This window comes from Brevundimonas sp. VNH65 (assembly GCF_049445955.1).
Lineage (GTDB): Bacteria > Pseudomonadota > Alphaproteobacteria > Caulobacterales > Caulobacteraceae > Brevundimonas.
Window position 1 is genome coordinate 83,175 of record NZ_JBMSDX010000009.1, and the last position, 16,254, is coordinate 99,428.

Consider the following 16,254-nt stretch of genomic DNA (forward strand, 5'->3'; position numbering starts at 1 on the left):
TTTCCTTTTTCCCTGTCGCCTCTGGATCAGAAGCGGAAGCTGGCCCGCAGCAGCAGGGTGTAGCGGATGTAGTCTTCCAGCTTTTCGGCGTCGGCGCTGATGGTCAGCATGCCGAGTTCGTTGCCGACGGCCAGCCGCAGGCCCGCGATCGGACCACCGCCCTTGACCAGTTCCGGCGTCAGGACGAAGTCCGGACCGCCCGAAACGTAACGGCCGATGGTTTCGCCGGCCTCGACCGAGATGTTCTGACGCCAGCCGAGGCGAAGCTCGGGACGGATCCAGCCGTTGGTGCCGAAGCCGTAGCCGAAGTTCACCGCCGCGACGGACGAGAAGATGTGGCCGTCCCGCTCGTCGATCTCCAGATCGAAGCCGTCGCCGCCGCCGCTCTCGACGCGCGCATCCTCACTCAGGGCGAAGTATTCGGCATAGACCTCCGGTCGGACGCTGAAGCGACCGAACGACTTCTCGTAGGACGCGCCGCCGGCCAGGGCCAGGGTGAAGCCGTTCCATTCGGAGGTGTTGCGCAGATACAGGCCGTCGCCCACGAGCGAGCGGTTGGCCTCGAAGGTCGCGTAGCCGCCGGCGGCGCGGGCCCAGGTCGTCCAGTTCCCGCCCTGCGCTCGCCAGTAGAGACCGAGCTCGATCAGATTGGCCGACAGGACCTCTTCGGCCTCGGCCTCCGGATCCTGGATATCGGACGAGGTGAAGGCCAGGGAGACGCCGATCGCGCCGAGGCCCGTGCCTCGCTCCACGCCGCCCGCCATGCCGAAGCCTTCGGAGCGATAGCCGTAGGTGTCGGTCTTGTCCTTGTCGGCGTAGAAGTTGATCTCCTGCACCCAGGCGCTGGTCTCGCCTTCGGCCGCCGAGGCGTTGCGGCCGGTCAGGGCCCGGGTCACGGCGTCCACGCCCGTCGCCAGTGAGGTGAGGGGGCCGCCCGAGTGGTCGGGCAGCATCTGCTCGTACAGATCGAAGAAGCTCTCGCGATCAGTGGCGCTCAGGAAGGCGGACGCCAGGGCGCTGTTGGCGCCGACCCCGGCGTAGAAGGCGTCGAAAGCGCCGGCCTCGGCGGAAATCATGTCCGCTTCGGCGGCGGTGCGCCGCCGGGCGTCGACGTAGATCTGGCCCTGGGCCAGGTCCGTTCCCGCGTTGACCACATAAAGATAGGGCGAGTTGTCGGCGATCAGGCTCTGGTCGAAGTCGCCCGCTGACAGAGTGTCCGCATCGATCAGCGTGAACCGTCCCGGCTGTTGCAGCAGGGACGTGAAGCGGACGCCCAGGCCGGCGCCGTCGGCGATCGTCGCCGAGCTATTGACCTTGAAGCCGCCGCTCGCGCTCTGGTTGGGATCGAACGCCACGATCAGATTGCCGTCCGCGCCGACGTTCAGGCCGGAGACGTTTAGCTGGGCGGCCTGGCGGGACTGCAGCGTGCCGTTCTGTATGTCGATGTTCAGAAGCCCGTCGGTATCCGACAAAGCGCCGATGACCGATGCGCCGCCGGTGATCCGCAGCTGGTCCGCGCCGGCGCCGAAGCTGATGTCGCCGATGACCAGGCCGTTCTGGATATCGACCAGATCGGCGCCGGAACCGAGCTTGATCGCGCCGTAGATCGAGGGCTCTTCCGAATCGACGATGCCGTCGCCGTCGGTGTCGTCTTCCTCGTTGTCCTCTTCGCTCTGGATGCCGATCTGGCGCAGGGTCACGCCCGAGGTGTTGGCCGACAGATCGAAGGCGGTGGAGGTTCCGGTGATCGGGTCGCCGGCCTCGTTCGACGTCAGGTTCGCTTGAATCACACCGTTGTTGGTGATCGAGTTGAGGGTCCCCGACAAGTCACGCACGGCGGTCAGGGCGCCGACGCCGCCAGATGCGGTCGTCAGGATCGTCCCGTCATTGACGAGCGAGGTCAGGCTGGCGCCGCTGTCGATCAGGATCGAGGAGACGGTCGAACCCGTCTTGGCCGCAGCACCTGCGGTGATGAATCCGCTGTTGTAGAGCGTGGGAGCGACCGCACCGTCCGAGAACCGCATTCCGGTGGCGGAGCCGCCGTTGGAAAGCGCCGCGATCGTGCCCTCGTTGCGGACGCCGCCCTGGATGGTGACCGACTGGCCGCCGTCGACGCCGAAGCGCACGCCGGTGGCGTTGATGCCGTCGTAGACGCCGGAGCCCGTGACCGAGCCCTTGTTGATGAAGCCGTAGTTCAGATCACCCGCGCCGACGACGCCCAGGGTGATGTCGCGCGCCGTCGATCCGACCACGACGGCAGGCGCCGCGCCATAGGTGAATATGGTGGCGAGCCCCTCGCCGGCGTCGGGGCGCCCGTCGCCGTCGACATCGGTGTTCTCGCCATCGGCCTGTGGCGGTCCATCCAGAATCACGCCGCCGGCGATGCTGCCGGCGACGCTGATGGCCGATCCGCCCTGAAGCAGGTCGTCGGCATCGAGATTGCTGACAAAGGTGTCGCCACCCAGGGCTGTGTAGCGATAACCGGTGCTGGTCACTCCGCCCTGAATGCTCAGCCGCCCGCCGACGTCTCCGCTGACGGCCACGCCGATGGCGCCCTCGCCATTGGCCCGCAGCGTGCCGTCCTGTAGCACATTGCCGGACACGGGGCCGGCAACGCTGAGCCCGACGCTGCGATCGCCATAGGTTGTGATCGTTCCGAACGCAGACACGTTGCCGGTCAGGGCCGTGTCGACGGCGACGCCATAGGAGTCATTGCCTTCGACGCGAATACTGGAATCGCCCTGCAGCACAACGTCGCCGACGACACCGCCCGCGCCCGCAAGGCGAATGCCGTAGCGGCCCGAGCCCGTGGCCCACGGTCCGTCGATGTCGCCGTCCGTGTCTGAATCCGGATAGGTCTCGATCGAGTCGAGAACGGTGATGGATCCCGATACACGAAGAGTCGTGGCCACGCCGCCATTGACCAGCACGCCGACGGCGCCATCCGCCGCCTTGTCCATGGTGATGGAGCTGCCGGCGTCGAGCGTCAGGGTGTTGTTGGAATCGACGACGATGGCCGAACCCGACGTCAGATTGATCGCCCCGCCGCTGGCGAGACGGATGTTGTCGGCGGCCGACCCCGTGGCGTTGGACGTCTGAATCGGCGTCGTGCGCGCCGTAGAGATCACCACCTCGGCCTGTACGCCTGTGGCGACCATCAAAGGGGCGAGCGCAGCAGCCGCCGCGAGCAGGTTACGCATTCGATCAAACAATCCCAGTGGTCGAACAGTCCGCCGGCGGGCGGCGCATGCCGGGCCCGTCTAGCAGGCCCTATGCAAGCTTGCCTCAAGTTTCTCGAATTTGAGGCGAATGCAAGGCCGTGATCCCCGACTTTCGCCAGCCGCCGATTGACCAACGGATCAAGGATTGATACTGAAGTGATATCACTATGATTTGAATTTCCGGGAGGGCTGAATGTCTCAAACCAAGTCTGTCGAACGGCCGGCGAACACCGCCAACGGCATTGCGATGTTGCTGGTCGGCCTGTTGACGCCGATCGCGGGCTTCGCCTGGGCGGCGCAGTCCGGCGGGGCGGTCGTTCCCGTCATCGTCGCCGTCGTGGCCGGCGTGATCGGGCTGTTGCTGCTTTGCGGTCTGTATTCGCTTCAGCCCAATGAGGGGATGGCGATCCTGCTGTTCGGCGAATACCGCGGCACCGATCGAAAGACCGGCCTGCGTTGGGTCTTGCCCTGGTACAGCCGCAAGAAGATCTCGCTGCGCGCCCGCAACGTCACCAGCGACCGCCTGAAGGTCAATGACAAGCGCGGCAACCCGGTCGAGATCGCGGCCAACGTCGTCTGGCGGGTGCAGGATTCGGCCCAGGCCCTGTTCGACGTGGACGACTATCAGGCCTTTGTGGACATCCAGATCGACACCGGCCTGCGCGACATCGCCACCCACTACGCCTACGACCACGGCGAGCACGAAGAGGGGCAGGATCGCGAACTGACCCTTCGCGCCGACGCCGAGGACGTCGCCGAGCATCTGCAGCGTGAACTGGCGGTGCGGGTGACGGCCGCAGGCATCGCGATCGACGAGGCGCGGCTGGCGCACCTGGCCTATGCGCCGGAAATCGCGGGCGCCATGCTGCGGCGTCAGCAGGCCGAAGCGGTCCTGTCCGCCCGCCGCATGATCGTCCAGGGCGCTGTCAGCATGGTCGAAAGCGCGCTGAAGGACCTGAACGAGCGGGACGTCGTGTCGCTGGACGAGGACCGGAAGGCCGCGATGGTGTCCAACCTGCTGGTGGTCCTGTGCGCCGATCGTGAGGCCCAGCCGGTCGTCAACACCGGGACGCTCTACGGCTGATGGCGGGCAAGACGCGTAAGCCGTTCCTGATGCGCGCGTCGCCCGGCGTCATGGCGGCGGTCGAGAAATTGGCCGCCGCCGAGCTGCGCTCGGTCAACGCCCAGGTCGAGGTGCTGCTGCGGGAGGCGCTGGCGCGCCGGGGCGTCGACCTGGCCGACACAGAGACCGGCGGGTCGTGATCCGCCTGCCTCTTGAGCTTGGCCGCAGCGAAGAGTAGGGGCTGGCTCCGCCGCCTCCGGCTTTGTCCGCACGCATCCCAATTCGGGCATTGTGCGTTCCGGAGCGTCAACCCCGGAGCGCGCCTGGATGAGCTACACCGATCTCGACGTTCAGGAAGGCGAGCTTCAGCTCATTCCCGGTCTGGATGAAGAGGTGGCCGCCACCCTGCGGGCGCTGAAGGCGGCGTCCGAGGAGCCCCGTCCGCGTCTTGTCGACACGACCATGCTTTATGCGCCGCGGTCGGGCGGCGTGAAGCGGTATCTACTGTCGAAGAAGGCCTGGCTGGCCGAGAACCGACCCGGCGTCGCCCATTCCCTGATCGTCCCCGGCGCCCGCCATCGCGCGGGGCTCGACGGCATTGTGAAACTGCGGGCGACGAAACTGCCCTTCGGAGACGGCTATCGCTGGCCCACCTCCGTTCGTCGTTGGGGCGCCTGGGTCGCGGCGATGAAGCCCGACCTGATCGAGGCCGGCGATCCCTATACGCCGGGGCAGGGGGCTCTGGAGGCCGGTCAGCGCGCCGGTTGTCCCGTTGTCGGCTTCTGCCATTCCGACCCCGCCAGCCTCGCCGCCCTTCATTTCGGCGAATGGGCCAAGAAGCCGGTCGAAAAGCGGTGGGCGCGGCTGTTCTCCCAGTTCGATCGCGTCGTCTCGCCCAGCCGTTTCATCGCCCGACGTCTGGAAGAGGCCGGCATCGACAACATCGTGGTGCGGCCGCTGGGCGTCGAGATCGACACCTTCCGGCCGGACCGTGGCGACCGTGACTGGCTGCGTCGCAAGCTGGGTCTGGGCGCTGACGCGCGCATTCTCTGTTTCGCGGGCCGTCCGGCCAAGGAAAAGAACATCGACGTTCTGATCGAGGCGGTGCAGAAGCTGGGCGCGCCCTATCATCTGGTCCTGGTCGGCGCCGGCACCGGCATGCCGCCCGAGGACCGCGTGATCTGCCTTCCCTATGAAAAGGATCCGAAGGCCGTCGCACGGATCATCGCCAGTTGCGACGCCTTCGTGCACGCCAACGACAAGGAGCCCTTCGGCCTGATCGTGCTGGAGGCCATGGCCTGCGGGCGGCCGGTCGTCGGCGTCAACGCGGGGGGCGTCGCCGAGACCGTCACCAATGATGTGGGGCAACTGGCCGCCTCCGCCGACCCGGACGACTACGCCCAGGCCATCGAGGCCCTGTTCGCCCGCGACGTCGACGCCCTGGGCGTTGCGGCCCGCGCCCATGCCGTGGACAGGTTCGCGTGGAACCGCGTCTTCGAGGACCTGTGCGCCACCTACGCCGAGGTCAGCGGCCGATCGGAGTTCGTGCGGCCGTCGACAGGCTTGAGCCTGAACTGATCGGCGTCCCGGCATCAGGTTTCGTTCACCATCCTGATGAACCCCGTCTTGTGCCTCCCGGGCGCAGGATCGAGGCATGTCGCGCCCTTGGTCCATCTCGCACCTCACGCCCCGTCAGATCATACGGCTGAGCCGTCTCGGCGCGGCCGTGTCCGGACTGGCGCTCGCCGGCCTCATGCTGGGTCCGTTTCAGGGGCTTGAGCAGGCGTTCGGCCTGTCCGACACGGCCGCGCACGCCATCGCCTTCTTCGCCGCCACCACGGGGTTGTTCCTGGTCGCGCCCAAGTGGCGGCGCGGCGACATCGCCATGGGGGCGATCGCCTTCGGCGTGATCATCGAACTTCTTCAGGGTCTGACGGGCCGCAGCATGTCGATCACCGACGTGCTGGCCGATCTGGTCGGGGTCGCGGTCGCCCTGGTTCCCGGCACGATCGAGCACCTTCGCTGGATGGCGCGGGCGCATCCGGACCTGACCCTGGCCGAAATCGCCGCCCAGGACCGACGACGGCTGCGCGGACAGGCGGCGGACACGCCGCTTCCGTCGTCGACTGACGCCTGACTTTCCGGTTGAAGGGGGGCGGTGCGCCACTTCCTGCAATCACAAGAAGTGGCGCGAGTGACGGGGCTCGAACCCGCGACCTCCGGCGTGACAGGCCGGCACTCTAACCAACTGAGCTACACCCGCGTTGCCCGCCGAAGCGCTGTGCGTCTCGGCGAGGGGCGTCGTTTAGGCGGGACGGCCTCTCCGTGTCAAGCGACCCCAAACGACATTTCGGCGCTTTATTTCCGCCGCGCGGATCGACGCCGAAATCACGGCGTCGCCGGAGCCGCCGCGCCCGGGGCGGGCGGGACGTAATGCACGCCCACGCCCGGCCCCAGAGGCAGGTCCAGCGCCACCCAGGCGGCCACCATCAGCAGACCGGCGACCAGGAAGGCCCCGGCGTAGGGCAACATGGTCGCCATCAGCGAGCCTAGTCCGAACGATCGGTCCCAGCGTTGGGCGAAGGTCAGGATCAGCGGGAAATAGCTCATCAGCGGCGTGGCGATGTTGGTCACCGAATCGCCCATCCGATAGGCGGCGGTCGTCATCTCAGGGCTGATGCCCAGAAGCATGAACATCGGCACCACGATCGGCGCCAGGGCCGACCACTTGGCCGAGGCCGAGCCGATGAACAGGTCGAAGATGCAGGACACCAGGACCACGCAGATCAGCAGCACCGGGGCGGGCAGGGCGATCTGCTTCAGCCCCGCCGCCGCATTGACCGCCAGGATCGGACCCAGGCCCGACCAGTTGATCATCGCCACGAAGTGGGCGGCGAAGAAGGCCAGCACGATGTAGGGGGCCAGTTGAGCGATGCCTTCGCCCATCATCCGCACCATGTCGCGATGGGACTTCACCGTCCCGGCGCCGGCTCCATAGGCCCCGCCGGCGACGAAGAAGGTGATGGCGAAGAAGGCGATCAGCGAGCGATACAGCGGATTGTAGGTCTGACCCTCGCCCGCTTCCGGATCGACGAAAGGGGATCCGGGGATCAGGGTCAGGGCCGTCCACAGGGCGATCATGCCCAGCACGGCCAGACCGGCCCAGGCCAGTCCCTTCTTCTGTTCGGGGGTAAGCGGAACCCTTTCCTCGGCCGCGGGCGCCGAAACGCCGTCTCCGGGGGTCCATTTGCCCAGCCGGGGCTCGATGATCCGGTCCGTCAGGAACCAGACGATCGGGGTGAAGACCAGCACGACCCCGATGATGAAGAACCAGTTGCCGGCGATGTTCACCGAATAGCTGGGATCGATCAACTGCGCCGCCGGCTCGGTGATTCCCAGGATCAGGGCGTCCTGGGAGCCGGGGAACAGGTTCCCGGCATAGCCGCCGGATACGGCCGCGAAGCCCGCCGCCAATCCCGCCAGCGGATGCCTCCCGGCGGCGGCGAAGATCACCGCGGCCAGGGGAATCACCACGACATAGGACGCGTCGGAGGCATGGTGCGACAGCATGCCGGTCAGGACGACGATCGGCGTCAGCACCGCTCTGGGCGCATTCAGCAGGGCGCCGCGGATCGCCGTCGAGAACAGCCCCGTCCGCTCGGCCACCGACGCGCCATAGATGATGGTGACCACGATCGCGAGCGGCGGGAAATCCGCCAGGGTGCGCGGCATGCCGATGATCAGCTTTTCCAGATTTTCGCGCGACAGCAGGCTTTGCGCCTGCATCAGCTCTCCGGTCACCGGATTGACCGCCGACCAGCCCAGCCCCGCCCCGACCAGGCTGAGGACGACCAGGCCCACGATCAGCCACAGGAACAGGAAGACAGGATCCGGCAGGCGATTGCCCACCCGTTCGATCACGCCCAGAAGGCCACGCGTTTCAGTCATCTGTCCTCACTCTCGTCGCTTCGGCGGAAGCCCGCCTAGTGAGGCCGGATCGCGCGGCGCGAGACAACTGCGACAAATGCGACCGCTTGAGAACCGTTCTCAAGAAAATCCTTTCGCCACATGGGTTTGAACGGCGGCGCTCTTGGGTCTAAGAAGCGCCGAATCCGCCGTCCTCCCCCGGCGCGGACTTGGCCGCGCGAGGCTTTCGAATGAATGATTTTCTGCTTCAGTATCTGCCGATCGTGATCTTCATCGGTCTGGCGGCGGTGATCGGCGTCCTGTTCATGGTCGCGGCCTGGTTGATGGCCCCGTCGAACCCGGACTCCGAAAAGCTGTCGGCCTATGAGTGCGGCTTCAACGCCTTCGATGACGCGCGCATGAAGTTCGACGTCCGGTTCTATCTGGTGTCGATCCTCTTCATCATCTTCGACCTAGAAGTGGCCTTCCTGTTCCCGTGGGCGGTGTCGATGTTCGACCTGTCGCGCGGCGGCATGATCTTCGCCTTCTGGTCGATGATGGTCTTCCTGGGCGTGCTGACGGTCGGCTTCATCTACGAATGGAAGAAGGGAGCTCTCGAATGGGAGTAGTCGCGCCCACCAGCTCCCTGATCACGCCTTATGGTTCGGGCGCACGCTCGACCGTCGAGGGCTATGATCCCAGGCTGCACGACAAATTCTTCGAGGCGGTCAACACCGAGGTCGCGGAAAAGGGCTTCCTGACCGCGCCCCTGGACGACGTCATCACCTGGGCCCGCACCGGCTCGCTGATGTGGATGACCTTCGGTCTCGCCTGCTGCGCCGTGGAGATGATCCAGGCGTCCATGCCGCGTTATGATCTGGAGCGGTTCGGCATGGCCCCGCGCGCCAGCCCGCGGCAGTCGGACCTGATGATCGTCGCCGGCACCCTGACCAACAAGATGGCTCCGGCCCTGCGCAAGGTCTACGACCAGATGCCGGACCCGCGCTACGTCCTGTCGATGGGCTCCTGCGCCAACGGCGGCGGCTATTACCACTACAGCTACAGCGTGGTGCGGGGCTGCGACCGGGTCGTGCCGGTGGACGTCTATGTGCCGGGCTGTCCGCCGACGGCCGAGGCTCTGGTCTACGGCCTGCTGCAGCTGCAGAAGAAGATTCGCCGCACCGGGACGATCGAACGATGAGCGGCCCGATCAAATCCATCGGCATGGTCGCCACCATGGCGGCCAACGAGACGCTGCTGACGCCGCTGGGTCAGGAGATGGTCGCGGCCCTGGGCGTGGATGCGCATGTGGCGTTCGGTGAACTGACGCTGACGACACATCGCGACCGCATCATCGAGGTGCTGACGGCGCTGCGCGACCGGTTCGGCTTCCAGCAGCTGATCGATCTGTGCGGGGTGGACTATCCCGAGCGGGCCGAGCGCTTCGACGTGGTCTATCACCTGCTATCGCTGACGCGGAACGCGCGGGTGCGGGTCAAGGTCGCGACGGACGAGGTCCAGCCCGTGCCGACGGCCATCCCGGTCTATCCGTCCGCCGGCTGGTTCGAGCGCGAGGCGTTCGACATGTACGGCATGGTCTTCGCCGGCCACCCCGACATGCGCCGCATGCTGACGGACTACGGTTTCGAGGGGCATCCGCTGCGCAAGGACTTCCCGATGACCGGCTATGTCGAGGTCCGCTACGACGAGGAGCAGAAGCGGGTGGTCTATGAGCCCGTCAAACTGACCCAGGAATACCGCAGCTTCGACTTCCTCTCTCCATGGGAAGGCGCCGAGTATCCGGCGCAGGTGCTGCCGGGCGACGAAAAGGCGGCCCAGGCCGCAGCGGCCGGCAAGGCCGCGCCTTCGGGAGGGAAAGCCTGATGGCCGACGGACATCCCGCCACGCCCGCCGTCCTCGGCACGGACGTCTTCGACGACGCGCCGGACAATCGCACGGCCCACGCCCGCGAACTGGACGACCGCAAGTTCACCATCAACTTCGGCCCGCAACACCCGGCCGCCCACGGCGTGCTGCGTCTCGTGCTGGAGCTCGACGGCGAGGTCGTCGAACGCGTCGATCCGCACATCGGCCTGCTGCACCGCGGCACCGAGAAGCTGATGGAGGCGCGCACCTACCTCCAGAACATCCCCTATCTGGACCGGCTGGACTACGTTTCGCCGATGAACCAGGAGCACGCCTTCTGCCTGGCCATCGAGAAGCTTCTGGGTCTTGAGGTGCCGTATCGGGGTCAGTTGATCCGCGTCCTGTTCTGCGAGATCGGCCGGATCCTGAACCACCTGATGAACGTGACGACCCAGGCCCTGGACGTCGGCGCCCTGACGCCGCCGCTGTGGGGCTTCGAGCCGCGCGAACAGCTGATGGTCTTCTACGAGCGGGCCTGCGGCGCGCGCCTGCACGCCAACTACTTCCGTCCCGGCGGGGTCCACCAGGACCTGACCCCGGCGCTGATCGACGACATCGACGCCTGGTGCAAATGGTTCCCGCAGAAGCTGAAGGACATCGAGGCCCTCGTCACCGAAAACCGCATCTACAAGCAGCGCAACGTCGACATCGGCGTGGTGTCCAAGGAGCAGGCGCTGGCCTGGGGCTTCTCGGGCGTGATGCTGCGCGGCTCGGACATCGCCTGGGACCTGCGCAAGTCGCAGCCCTATGAATGCTACGCCGACCTCGACTTCGACGTGGTCGTGGGCAAACACGGCGACTGCTGGGACCGCTACCTGTGCCGCATCGAGGAGATGCGCCAGTCGGTCCATCTGATGGAGCAGTGCATCCACGAACTGCGCAACCGTCCGGGCGAGCCCGTCCTGGCCGAGGACAACAAGCTGGTTCCGCCCCGCCGCGCCGAGATGAAGCGGTCGATGGAAAGCCTGATCCACCACTTCAAGCTCTACACCGAGGGCTTCAAGACGCCGCCGGGCGAGGTCTATGCGGCCGTCGAGGCGCCCAAGGGCGAGTTCGGCGTCTACATCGTCTCGGACGGCACCAACCGGCCGTATCGCGTCAAGCTGTCGGCGCCGGGCTTCCGCCACCTGCAGGCGATGGACTGGATGAACCGCGGCCACATGCTGGCCGACGTCTCCGCCATCCTGGGTTCGCTCGACATCGTGTTCGGCGAGGTGGATCGGTGAGCGAGCGTCCTCTCAGCAACCTGGTCAAACAGGGCTGGAACGTCGTCGGCTATTCGACGACCGACGCCTCGGGGACCGCCTATCAGCACAGCCTGCTGCTGCACCGGAACGGTCAGCACAAACTGCTGGTGCTGCGTAAGAAAATGCTCGGCGACGGGATCGTCGTCGAGGAGGAGCTGGACGTCTGATGTCTGTTCGTCGTCTCGCCAAGGAACAGCCCGCCTCCTTCGCCTTCTCCAAGGCGACGAAGACCAAGCTCGACTGGTGGATCCAGAAATACCCGGAAAGCCGTCGCCAGTCGGCGGTGATCCCCGGCCTGTGGCTGATCCAGAAGCAGGAAGGCTGGGTGTCGGAACCCGCCATCCGTACGCTCGCCGACTACCTGGGCATGCCCTACATCCGGGTGCTGGAGGTCGCGACCTTCTACACCATGTTCATGCTGGAGCCGGTCGGCTCGGCCGCCCTGATCCAGGTCTGCGGCACCACCCCCTGCATGCTGCGCGGCTCGGGCGAGCTGATGAAGGTGTGCAAGAGCCGCATCGGCCCGAAACAGACCCTGTCGGCCGACGGCAAATTCTACTGGGAAGAGGTCGAGTGTCTGGGCGCCTGTGTCAACGCGCCGATGGCCATGATCAACGACTACTATTTCGAGGACCTGACGGCCTCGGACATGGAAAAGATCATCGACGACTTCGCCGCCGGCAAGAAGCCCAAGCCCGGTCCGCGCGTCGATCGCATCAACTCGGCGCCCGAGGGCGGTCCGCAGTCGCTCACCGACCCGAAATTGTATGACGGCTCGGCCGCAAAGCCGATCAAGAAACTGCCGAACAGCGAGCCGGTGAAGGCATGACCCGTCCCAACCTCGACACCGACGAGGGCGTGGCGGCCTATCGGCATGAGCTGAAGCAGGTCGGCCGGCCGCTGCGGTTCGCCGGCCTGGCGCTGATCGTCGGCGCCGCCCTGCTGATCCTCAGTGTCCGCGAGGGCTATGTCGGCGGCGGCGAACTAACCACCAATATCGGCTACGGCATGCTGGCCCTGGGCTGGGCCTCGTTCATCGCCGCAACCTTCCTGCGCACCCGTCACCACCGGCGTCGCATGGCGGAGACCCAGTGACCATGGTCGGCATTCTCGAAGACAAGGATCGCATCTTCACCAACCTGTACGGCCTCCATGACTGGGGCCTGGAAGGGGCGAAGACCCGCGGCTGCTGGAACGCGACCAAGGACATGCTGGACATGGGCCGCGACTGGCTCATCAACAATGTGAAGGCCTCGGGCCTGCGCGGCCGTGGCGGCGCCGGTTTCTCCACCGGCCTGAAGTGGTCCTTCATGCCCAAGGAGGTGAAGGATCGGCCGCATTACCTCGTCGTCAACGCCGACGAGTCCGAACCCGGCACCTGCAAGGACCGGGAGATCATGCGTCATGATCCCCACCTGCTGATCGAAGGCTGCCTGATCGCTTCCTTCGCGATGCAGGCCCACGCCTGCTACATCTATCTGCGCGGCGAATATGTGCTGGAACGCGAGCGCATGGAGGCGGCGGTCAAGCAGGCCTATGAAGCCAAACTGATCGGCAAGAACAACGTCCACGGCTGGGACTTCGACGTCTATATCCACCACGGCGCCGGGGCCTATATCTGCGGCGAAGAGACCGCCCTGCTGGAATCGCTGGAAGGCAAGAAGGGCCAGCCGCGCCTGAAGCCGCCGTTCCCGGCCGGAGCGGGCCTCTATGGCTGCCCGACGACCGTGAACAATGTGGAATCCATCGCCGTCGTGGGGACGATCCTGCGGCGCGGCGCCGACTGGTTCGCGGGCTTCGGCCGCGCCAACAACACCGGCACCAAGCTGATGTCGATCTCGGGCCACGTGAACCGGCCGTGCAACATCGAGGAGGCCATGAGCATCCCGCTGCGCCAGCTGCTGGAAGAGCATTGCGGCGGCGTTCGCGGCGGCTGGGGCAATCTGAAGGCCGTGATCCCCGGCGGCGTTTCCGTGCCGCTGATCACGCGCGAGATGTCCGAGGCGGCGCTGATGGACTTCGACTCCCTGCGCGAAATGCGCTCGGGTCTGGGCACCGCCGCCGTCATCGTCATGGACAACGACACCGACCTGGTGAAGGCCATCGCCCGCATCAGCTATTTCTACAAGCACGAGAGCTGCGGCCAGTGCACGCCGTGCCGCGAAGGCACCGGCTGGATGTGGCGCGTGCTGGAGCGGATGGCCGTGGGCGAGGCCGATCCGTCGGAAATCGACCTGCTGCTGGACGTCGCCGGTCAGGTCGAGGGCCACACCATCTGCGCCCTCGGCGACGCCGCCGCCTGGCCCGTCCAGGGGCTGATCCGTCACTTCCGTCACGAGATCGAAGAGCGCATCGCCAACTATCGTTCGGCCCGCGCCAACTTCGCCGGCCACGCGATCGCGGCGGAGTAGGGGCGTGAGGCGGTTCCTTCTTCCTTTGCTGGCCGGGGCGGCCCTGGCGTCATGCGGCGATCGGACCGAGGCGCCCGAGGCTGCGCCGACGGCGGCCGATCCTGCGCCCGCTCCAGCCACGCCTGTGGCCCAGCTGACGCCGGAACAGTCCTGCCGTGAGGCCGTGCGCATCCTGTATGGTCAGGAAGGCGACGCCGTGACGTTCGACAATGACGACTTTTCGATCTCCTGGCCCGCGCCGGTGGACGGCGGTCGTCTGGCGTTCGCCTGTTCGTTCGCCGGGTCGCAGGTCTCGCTGACGCGCGACGGCAAGCGCCAGACCATCGATATTTCCTCCCCGGCGTCCGCGCCGGTGCTGCAAGAGGCCCGCTGATGCCCATCGCCAAGGTCAACGGCGTCGAAACCGAGTTCGAGCCCGGCATGACCGTGCTCCAGGTCGCCGAGCGCGCCGGGCACGAGATCCCGCGCTTCTGCTATCACGAGCGGCTGTCGATCGCCGGCAACTGCCGCATGTGCCTGGTCGAGGTGAAGCCTGGACCGCCCAAGCCCCAGGCGTCTTGCGCCCTGCCGGCCGCCGAAGGCCAGGAGATCTTCACCGACACGCCGATGGTGAAGAAGGCCCGCGAAGGGGTGATGGAGTTCCTGCTCATCAACCACCCGCTGGACTGCCCGATCTGCGACCAGGGCGGCGAGTGCGACCTGCAGGACCAGTCGGTCGGCTATGGCCGCGACGGCTCGCGCTATTCCGAGAACAAGCGCGCCGTCGAAGAAAAGAACATGGGTCCGACGGTCAAGACCTTCATGACCCGGTGCATCCAGTGCACCCGCTGCGTCCGCTTCATCACCGAGGTGGCGGGCGTGCCCGAGATCGGTCTGATCTCGCGCGGCGAGAGCGTGGAGATCACCACCTATCTGGAACAGAACATCGACAGCGAGCTGTCGGGTAACGTCAACGACCTGTGCCCGGTCGGCGCCCTGACGCACCGTCCGTGGCAGTATCACTATCGCCCGTGGGAGCTGAAGAAGACCGAGACCATCGACGTGATGGACGCCCTCGGCTCCAACATCCGCGCGGATGCGAAGGGCGCCGAGGTCATGCGCATCCTGCCGCGCGTGCACGAGGGCATCAACGAGGAGTGGCTGTCGGACCGCAGCCGTTACGCCGTCGACGGCCTGCAGAAGCGCCGCCTGGATCGCCCGTGGGTGCGCGAGAACGGCAAGCTGCGCGCCGCATCATGGGACGAGGCCCTGACCGTCGTGGCCGGCAAGCTGAAGGCCGCCGCGGCCGACCGCATCGGCGTGATCGCCGGCGACCTTCAGGACGCGGAATCGATGAAGGCGGCGCTGGACCTGTTCGGCGCCCTGGGTTCCGCCAACACCGACTGCCGCCAGGACGGCGCGGCGCTGGGCGATGGGCCGCGCGAGAGCTGGCTGTTCAACTCCGGCCTGCAAGGCGTTGAAAATGCAGACTATGTCCTGCTGGTCGGGGTCAATCCGCGCACCGAGGCGCCGCTGCTGAACGCCCGCCTGCGCAAGATCTGGCTGGCCGGCAAGGCCGAGATCGCCGTCATCGGCGAACAGGCCGACCTGACCTATGACTACGCCTGGCTGGGCGCGGGAACGAAGACCCTCGGCAAACTGCCGAAGGCCGCGACCGACGCCCTGGCCAAGGCCGAGCGTCCGGCGATCATCGTCGGTTCGGCGGCCCTGTCCTCAACGACCTTGGCCGGCGACACCGGCCCGGCCGTGCTGAACGCCCTGGGCGCCCTGGCGAAGAAGCACGGCGTCGTGGCCGACGGCTGGAACGGCTTCAACGTCCTGCATTCGGCGGCGGCGCGCGTCGGCGGTCTCGACATGGGCTTCGTCCCCGGCGAGGGCGGTCTGGCCGTGGCCGACATGCTGAAGCCGGGCGCTCTGGACGTGCTGTTCCTGCTGGGGGCCGACGAGGTCAACGCCTCGGCTTCCGACGCCTTCCGCATCTATCTGGGCAGCCACGGCGATCGCGGGGCCCACGGCGCCGACGTCATCCTGCCGGGCGCCGCCTATACCGAGAAGTCGGGCCTGTATGTGAACACCGAGGGCCGGGTGCAGATGGCCGAGCGGGTCGTCTTCCCCAAGGGGGAGGCCAAGGAAGACTGGGCTGTCCTGCGCGCCCTGTCGGACAAGGTCGGCCAGACGCTGCCGTACGACAATCTGAACCAGCTGCGCGCGAAGCTGATGGCCGATCACCCGACCTTCGGCCGCATCGACTATCTGGCGCCGAGCGCCGCGTTCGATGTGGCGAAGCTGGGCGCCAAGGGCGATCTGGGCGACACCGCCTTCGTCTCGCCGACGCTGGACCCTTATCAGACCAACCCGATCGCGCGCGCCAGCGCGACCATGGCCGAACTGAGCGCCGCGCGCGTCCAGCCGGCCGCGATGGCCGCGGAGTAAGTCATGACCGACCTCGCATCCCCGCGCCGATCCAATCCTCTGGCGAC

General features: G+C 66.7%; 16 protein-coding genes and 1 tRNA gene. 14 read left to right on the top strand and 3 right to left on the bottom strand.

Going from position 1 to position 16,254, the window contains the following annotated elements; genetic code table 11:
• Positions 1 to 26 precede the first annotated feature (26 nt).
• Positions 27 to 3,200, bottom strand: coding sequence for an autotransporter outer membrane beta-barrel domain-containing protein (locus ACO2Q1_RS13810; protein ID WP_423330059.1), 3,174 nt, complete (start codon positions 3,198 to 3,200; stop codon positions 27 to 29).
• Positions 3,201 to 3,414: 214 nt separating this feature from the next.
• Between ACO2Q1_RS13810 and ACO2Q1_RS13815 the strand changes: the two genes are divergently transcribed.
• The 4 genes from ACO2Q1_RS13815 (at position 3,415) to ACO2Q1_RS13830 (ending at position 6,421) form a co-directional block, all read left to right on the top strand.
• Positions 3,415 to 4,305, top strand: coding sequence for an SPFH domain-containing protein (locus tag ACO2Q1_RS13815; RefSeq protein WP_423330060.1), 891 nt, complete (start codon positions 3,415 to 3,417; stop codon positions 4,303 to 4,305).
• Positions 4,305 to 4,484 (top strand): hypothetical protein, encoded by a 180-nt coding sequence (locus tag ACO2Q1_RS13820; protein ID WP_423330061.1) that lies wholly within the window; start codon positions 4,305 to 4,307, stop codon positions 4,482 to 4,484. Before ACO2Q1_RS13815 ends, ACO2Q1_RS13820 begins: the two co-directional genes overlap by 1 nt.
• A gap of 127 nt (positions 4,485 to 4,611) precedes the next feature.
• On the top strand, positions 4,612 to 5,862 hold the full coding sequence (locus ACO2Q1_RS13825) for a glycosyltransferase (protein ID WP_423330062.1): 1,251 nt from the start codon (positions 4,612 to 4,614) through the stop codon (positions 5,860 to 5,862).
• Positions 5,863 to 5,938: 76 nt separating this feature from the next.
• Complete coding sequence (locus ACO2Q1_RS13830) at positions 5,939 to 6,421, top strand: hypothetical protein (RefSeq protein ID WP_423330063.1); 483 nt, start codon at positions 5,939 to 5,941, stop codon at positions 6,419 to 6,421.
• Positions 6,422 to 6,470: 49 nt separating this feature from the next.
• Here the strand turns inward: ACO2Q1_RS13830 and ACO2Q1_RS13835 are convergent.
• Both ACO2Q1_RS13835 and ACO2Q1_RS13840 read right to left on the bottom strand, forming a co-directional pair.
• Positions 6,471 to 6,547 (bottom strand) — tRNA-Asp (locus tag ACO2Q1_RS13835).
• Between the two features lie 125 nt (positions 6,548 to 6,672).
• On the bottom strand, positions 6,673 to 8,232 hold the full coding sequence (locus ACO2Q1_RS13840; RefSeq protein WP_423330064.1) for an AbgT family transporter: 1,560 nt from the start codon (positions 8,230 to 8,232) through the stop codon (positions 6,673 to 6,675).
• A 209-nt stretch (positions 8,233 to 8,441) separates the two neighbouring features.
• On the opposite strand from ACO2Q1_RS13840, the gene ACO2Q1_RS13845 reads away from it, so the two are divergent.
• The 10 genes from ACO2Q1_RS13845 to nuoG are packed head-to-tail and all read left to right on the top strand — an operon-like array spanning position 8,442 to position 16,207.
• Positions 8,442 to 8,819: an NADH-quinone oxidoreductase subunit A gene (locus ACO2Q1_RS13845; RefSeq protein ID WP_423330065.1), complete on the top strand. Its 378-nt coding sequence runs from the start codon at positions 8,442 to 8,444 to the stop codon at positions 8,817 to 8,819.
• A complete protein-coding gene (locus ACO2Q1_RS13850) occupies positions 8,789 to 9,391 on the top strand; it encodes a NuoB/complex I 20 kDa subunit family protein (RefSeq protein ID WP_423330066.1) in 603 nt (200 codons plus the stop codon). The genes ACO2Q1_RS13845 and ACO2Q1_RS13850 overlap by 31 nt, the downstream gene beginning before the upstream one ends.
• 23 nt (positions 9,392 to 9,414) lie before the next feature.
• Entirely contained in the window at positions 9,415 to 10,074 is a 660-nt protein-coding gene (locus tag ACO2Q1_RS13855; RefSeq protein WP_423330126.1) for an NADH-quinone oxidoreductase subunit C, read from the top strand.
• Entirely contained in the window at positions 10,074 to 11,342 is a 1,269-nt protein-coding gene (locus ACO2Q1_RS13860; protein WP_423330067.1) for an NADH-quinone oxidoreductase subunit D, read from the top strand. Before ACO2Q1_RS13855 ends, ACO2Q1_RS13860 begins: the two co-directional genes overlap by 1 nt.
• Positions 11,339 to 11,530, top strand: a complete 192-nt coding sequence (locus ACO2Q1_RS13865) for a hypothetical protein (RefSeq protein ID WP_423330068.1) — start codon at positions 11,339 to 11,341, stop codon at positions 11,528 to 11,530. Before ACO2Q1_RS13860 ends, ACO2Q1_RS13865 begins: the two co-directional genes overlap by 4 nt.
• Positions 11,530 to 12,192 (top strand): NADH-quinone oxidoreductase subunit NuoE, encoded by a 663-nt coding sequence (gene nuoE, locus ACO2Q1_RS13870; protein WP_423330069.1) that lies wholly within the window; start codon positions 11,530 to 11,532, stop codon positions 12,190 to 12,192. The genes ACO2Q1_RS13865 and nuoE overlap by 1 nt, the downstream gene beginning before the upstream one ends.
• Entirely contained in the window at positions 12,189 to 12,458 is a 270-nt protein-coding gene (locus ACO2Q1_RS13875) for a hypothetical protein (protein WP_423330070.1), read from the top strand. The genes nuoE and ACO2Q1_RS13875 overlap by 4 nt, the downstream gene beginning before the upstream one ends.
• A gap of 2 nt (positions 12,459 to 12,460) precedes the next feature.
• A complete protein-coding gene (gene nuoF, locus ACO2Q1_RS13880; protein ID WP_423330071.1) occupies positions 12,461 to 13,774 on the top strand; it encodes an NADH-quinone oxidoreductase subunit NuoF in 1,314 nt (437 codons plus the stop codon).
• Positions 13,775 to 13,778: 4 nt separating this feature from the next.
• Entirely contained in the window at positions 13,779 to 14,147 is a 369-nt protein-coding gene (locus ACO2Q1_RS13885) for a hypothetical protein (protein ID WP_423330072.1), read from the top strand.
• Positions 14,147 to 16,207, top strand: a complete 2,061-nt coding sequence (nuoG, locus tag ACO2Q1_RS13890) for an NADH-quinone oxidoreductase subunit NuoG (RefSeq protein ID WP_423330073.1) — start codon at positions 14,147 to 14,149, stop codon at positions 16,205 to 16,207. Before ACO2Q1_RS13885 ends, nuoG begins: the two co-directional genes overlap by 1 nt.
• Positions 16,208 to 16,254: the final 47 nt, after the last annotated feature.

Bases quoted from the DNA above. Each gene is read 5' to 3' on its own strand.
- nuoG (WP_423330073.1), top strand. From the start codon at position 14,147: ATGCCCATCGCCAAGGTCAACGGCGTCGAAACCGAGTTCGAGCCCGGC.
- ACO2Q1_RS13820 (WP_423330061.1), top strand. From the start codon at position 4,305: ATGGCGGGCAAGACGCGTAAGCCGTTCCTGATGCGCGCGTCGCCCGGC.
- ACO2Q1_RS13825 (WP_423330062.1), top strand. From the start codon at position 4,612: ATGAGCTACACCGATCTCGACGTTCAGGAAGGCGAGCTTCAGCTCATT.
- ACO2Q1_RS13850 (WP_423330066.1), top strand. From the start codon at position 8,789: ATGGAAGAAGGGAGCTCTCGAATGGGAGTAGTCGCGCCCACCAGCTCC.
- ACO2Q1_RS13860 (WP_423330067.1), top strand. From the start codon at position 10,074: ATGGCCGACGGACATCCCGCCACGCCCGCCGTCCTCGGCACGGACGTC.
- ACO2Q1_RS13815 (WP_423330060.1), top strand. From the start codon at position 3,415: ATGTCTCAAACCAAGTCTGTCGAACGGCCGGCGAACACCGCCAACGGC.
- ACO2Q1_RS13840 (WP_423330064.1), bottom strand. From the start codon at position 8,232: ATGACTGAAACGCGTGGCCTTCTGGGCGTGATCGAACGGGTGGGCAAT.
- nuoE (WP_423330069.1), top strand. From the start codon at position 11,530: ATGTCTGTTCGTCGTCTCGCCAAGGAACAGCCCGCCTCCTTCGCCTTC.
- nuoF (WP_423330071.1), top strand. From the start codon at position 12,461: ATGGTCGGCATTCTCGAAGACAAGGATCGCATCTTCACCAACCTGTAC.
- ACO2Q1_RS13855 (WP_423330126.1), top strand. From the start codon at position 9,415: ATGGTCGCCACCATGGCGGCCAACGAGACGCTGCTGACGCCGCTGGGT.
- ACO2Q1_RS13810 (WP_423330059.1), bottom strand. From the start codon at position 3,200: ATGCGTAACCTGCTCGCGGCGGCTGCTGCGCTCGCCCCTTTGATGGTC.
- ACO2Q1_RS13875 (WP_423330070.1), top strand. From the start codon at position 12,189: ATGACCCGTCCCAACCTCGACACCGACGAGGGCGTGGCGGCCTATCGG.
- ACO2Q1_RS13830 (WP_423330063.1), top strand. From the start codon at position 5,939: ATGTCGCGCCCTTGGTCCATCTCGCACCTCACGCCCCGTCAGATCATA.
- ACO2Q1_RS13845 (WP_423330065.1), top strand. From the start codon at position 8,442: ATGAATGATTTTCTGCTTCAGTATCTGCCGATCGTGATCTTCATCGGT.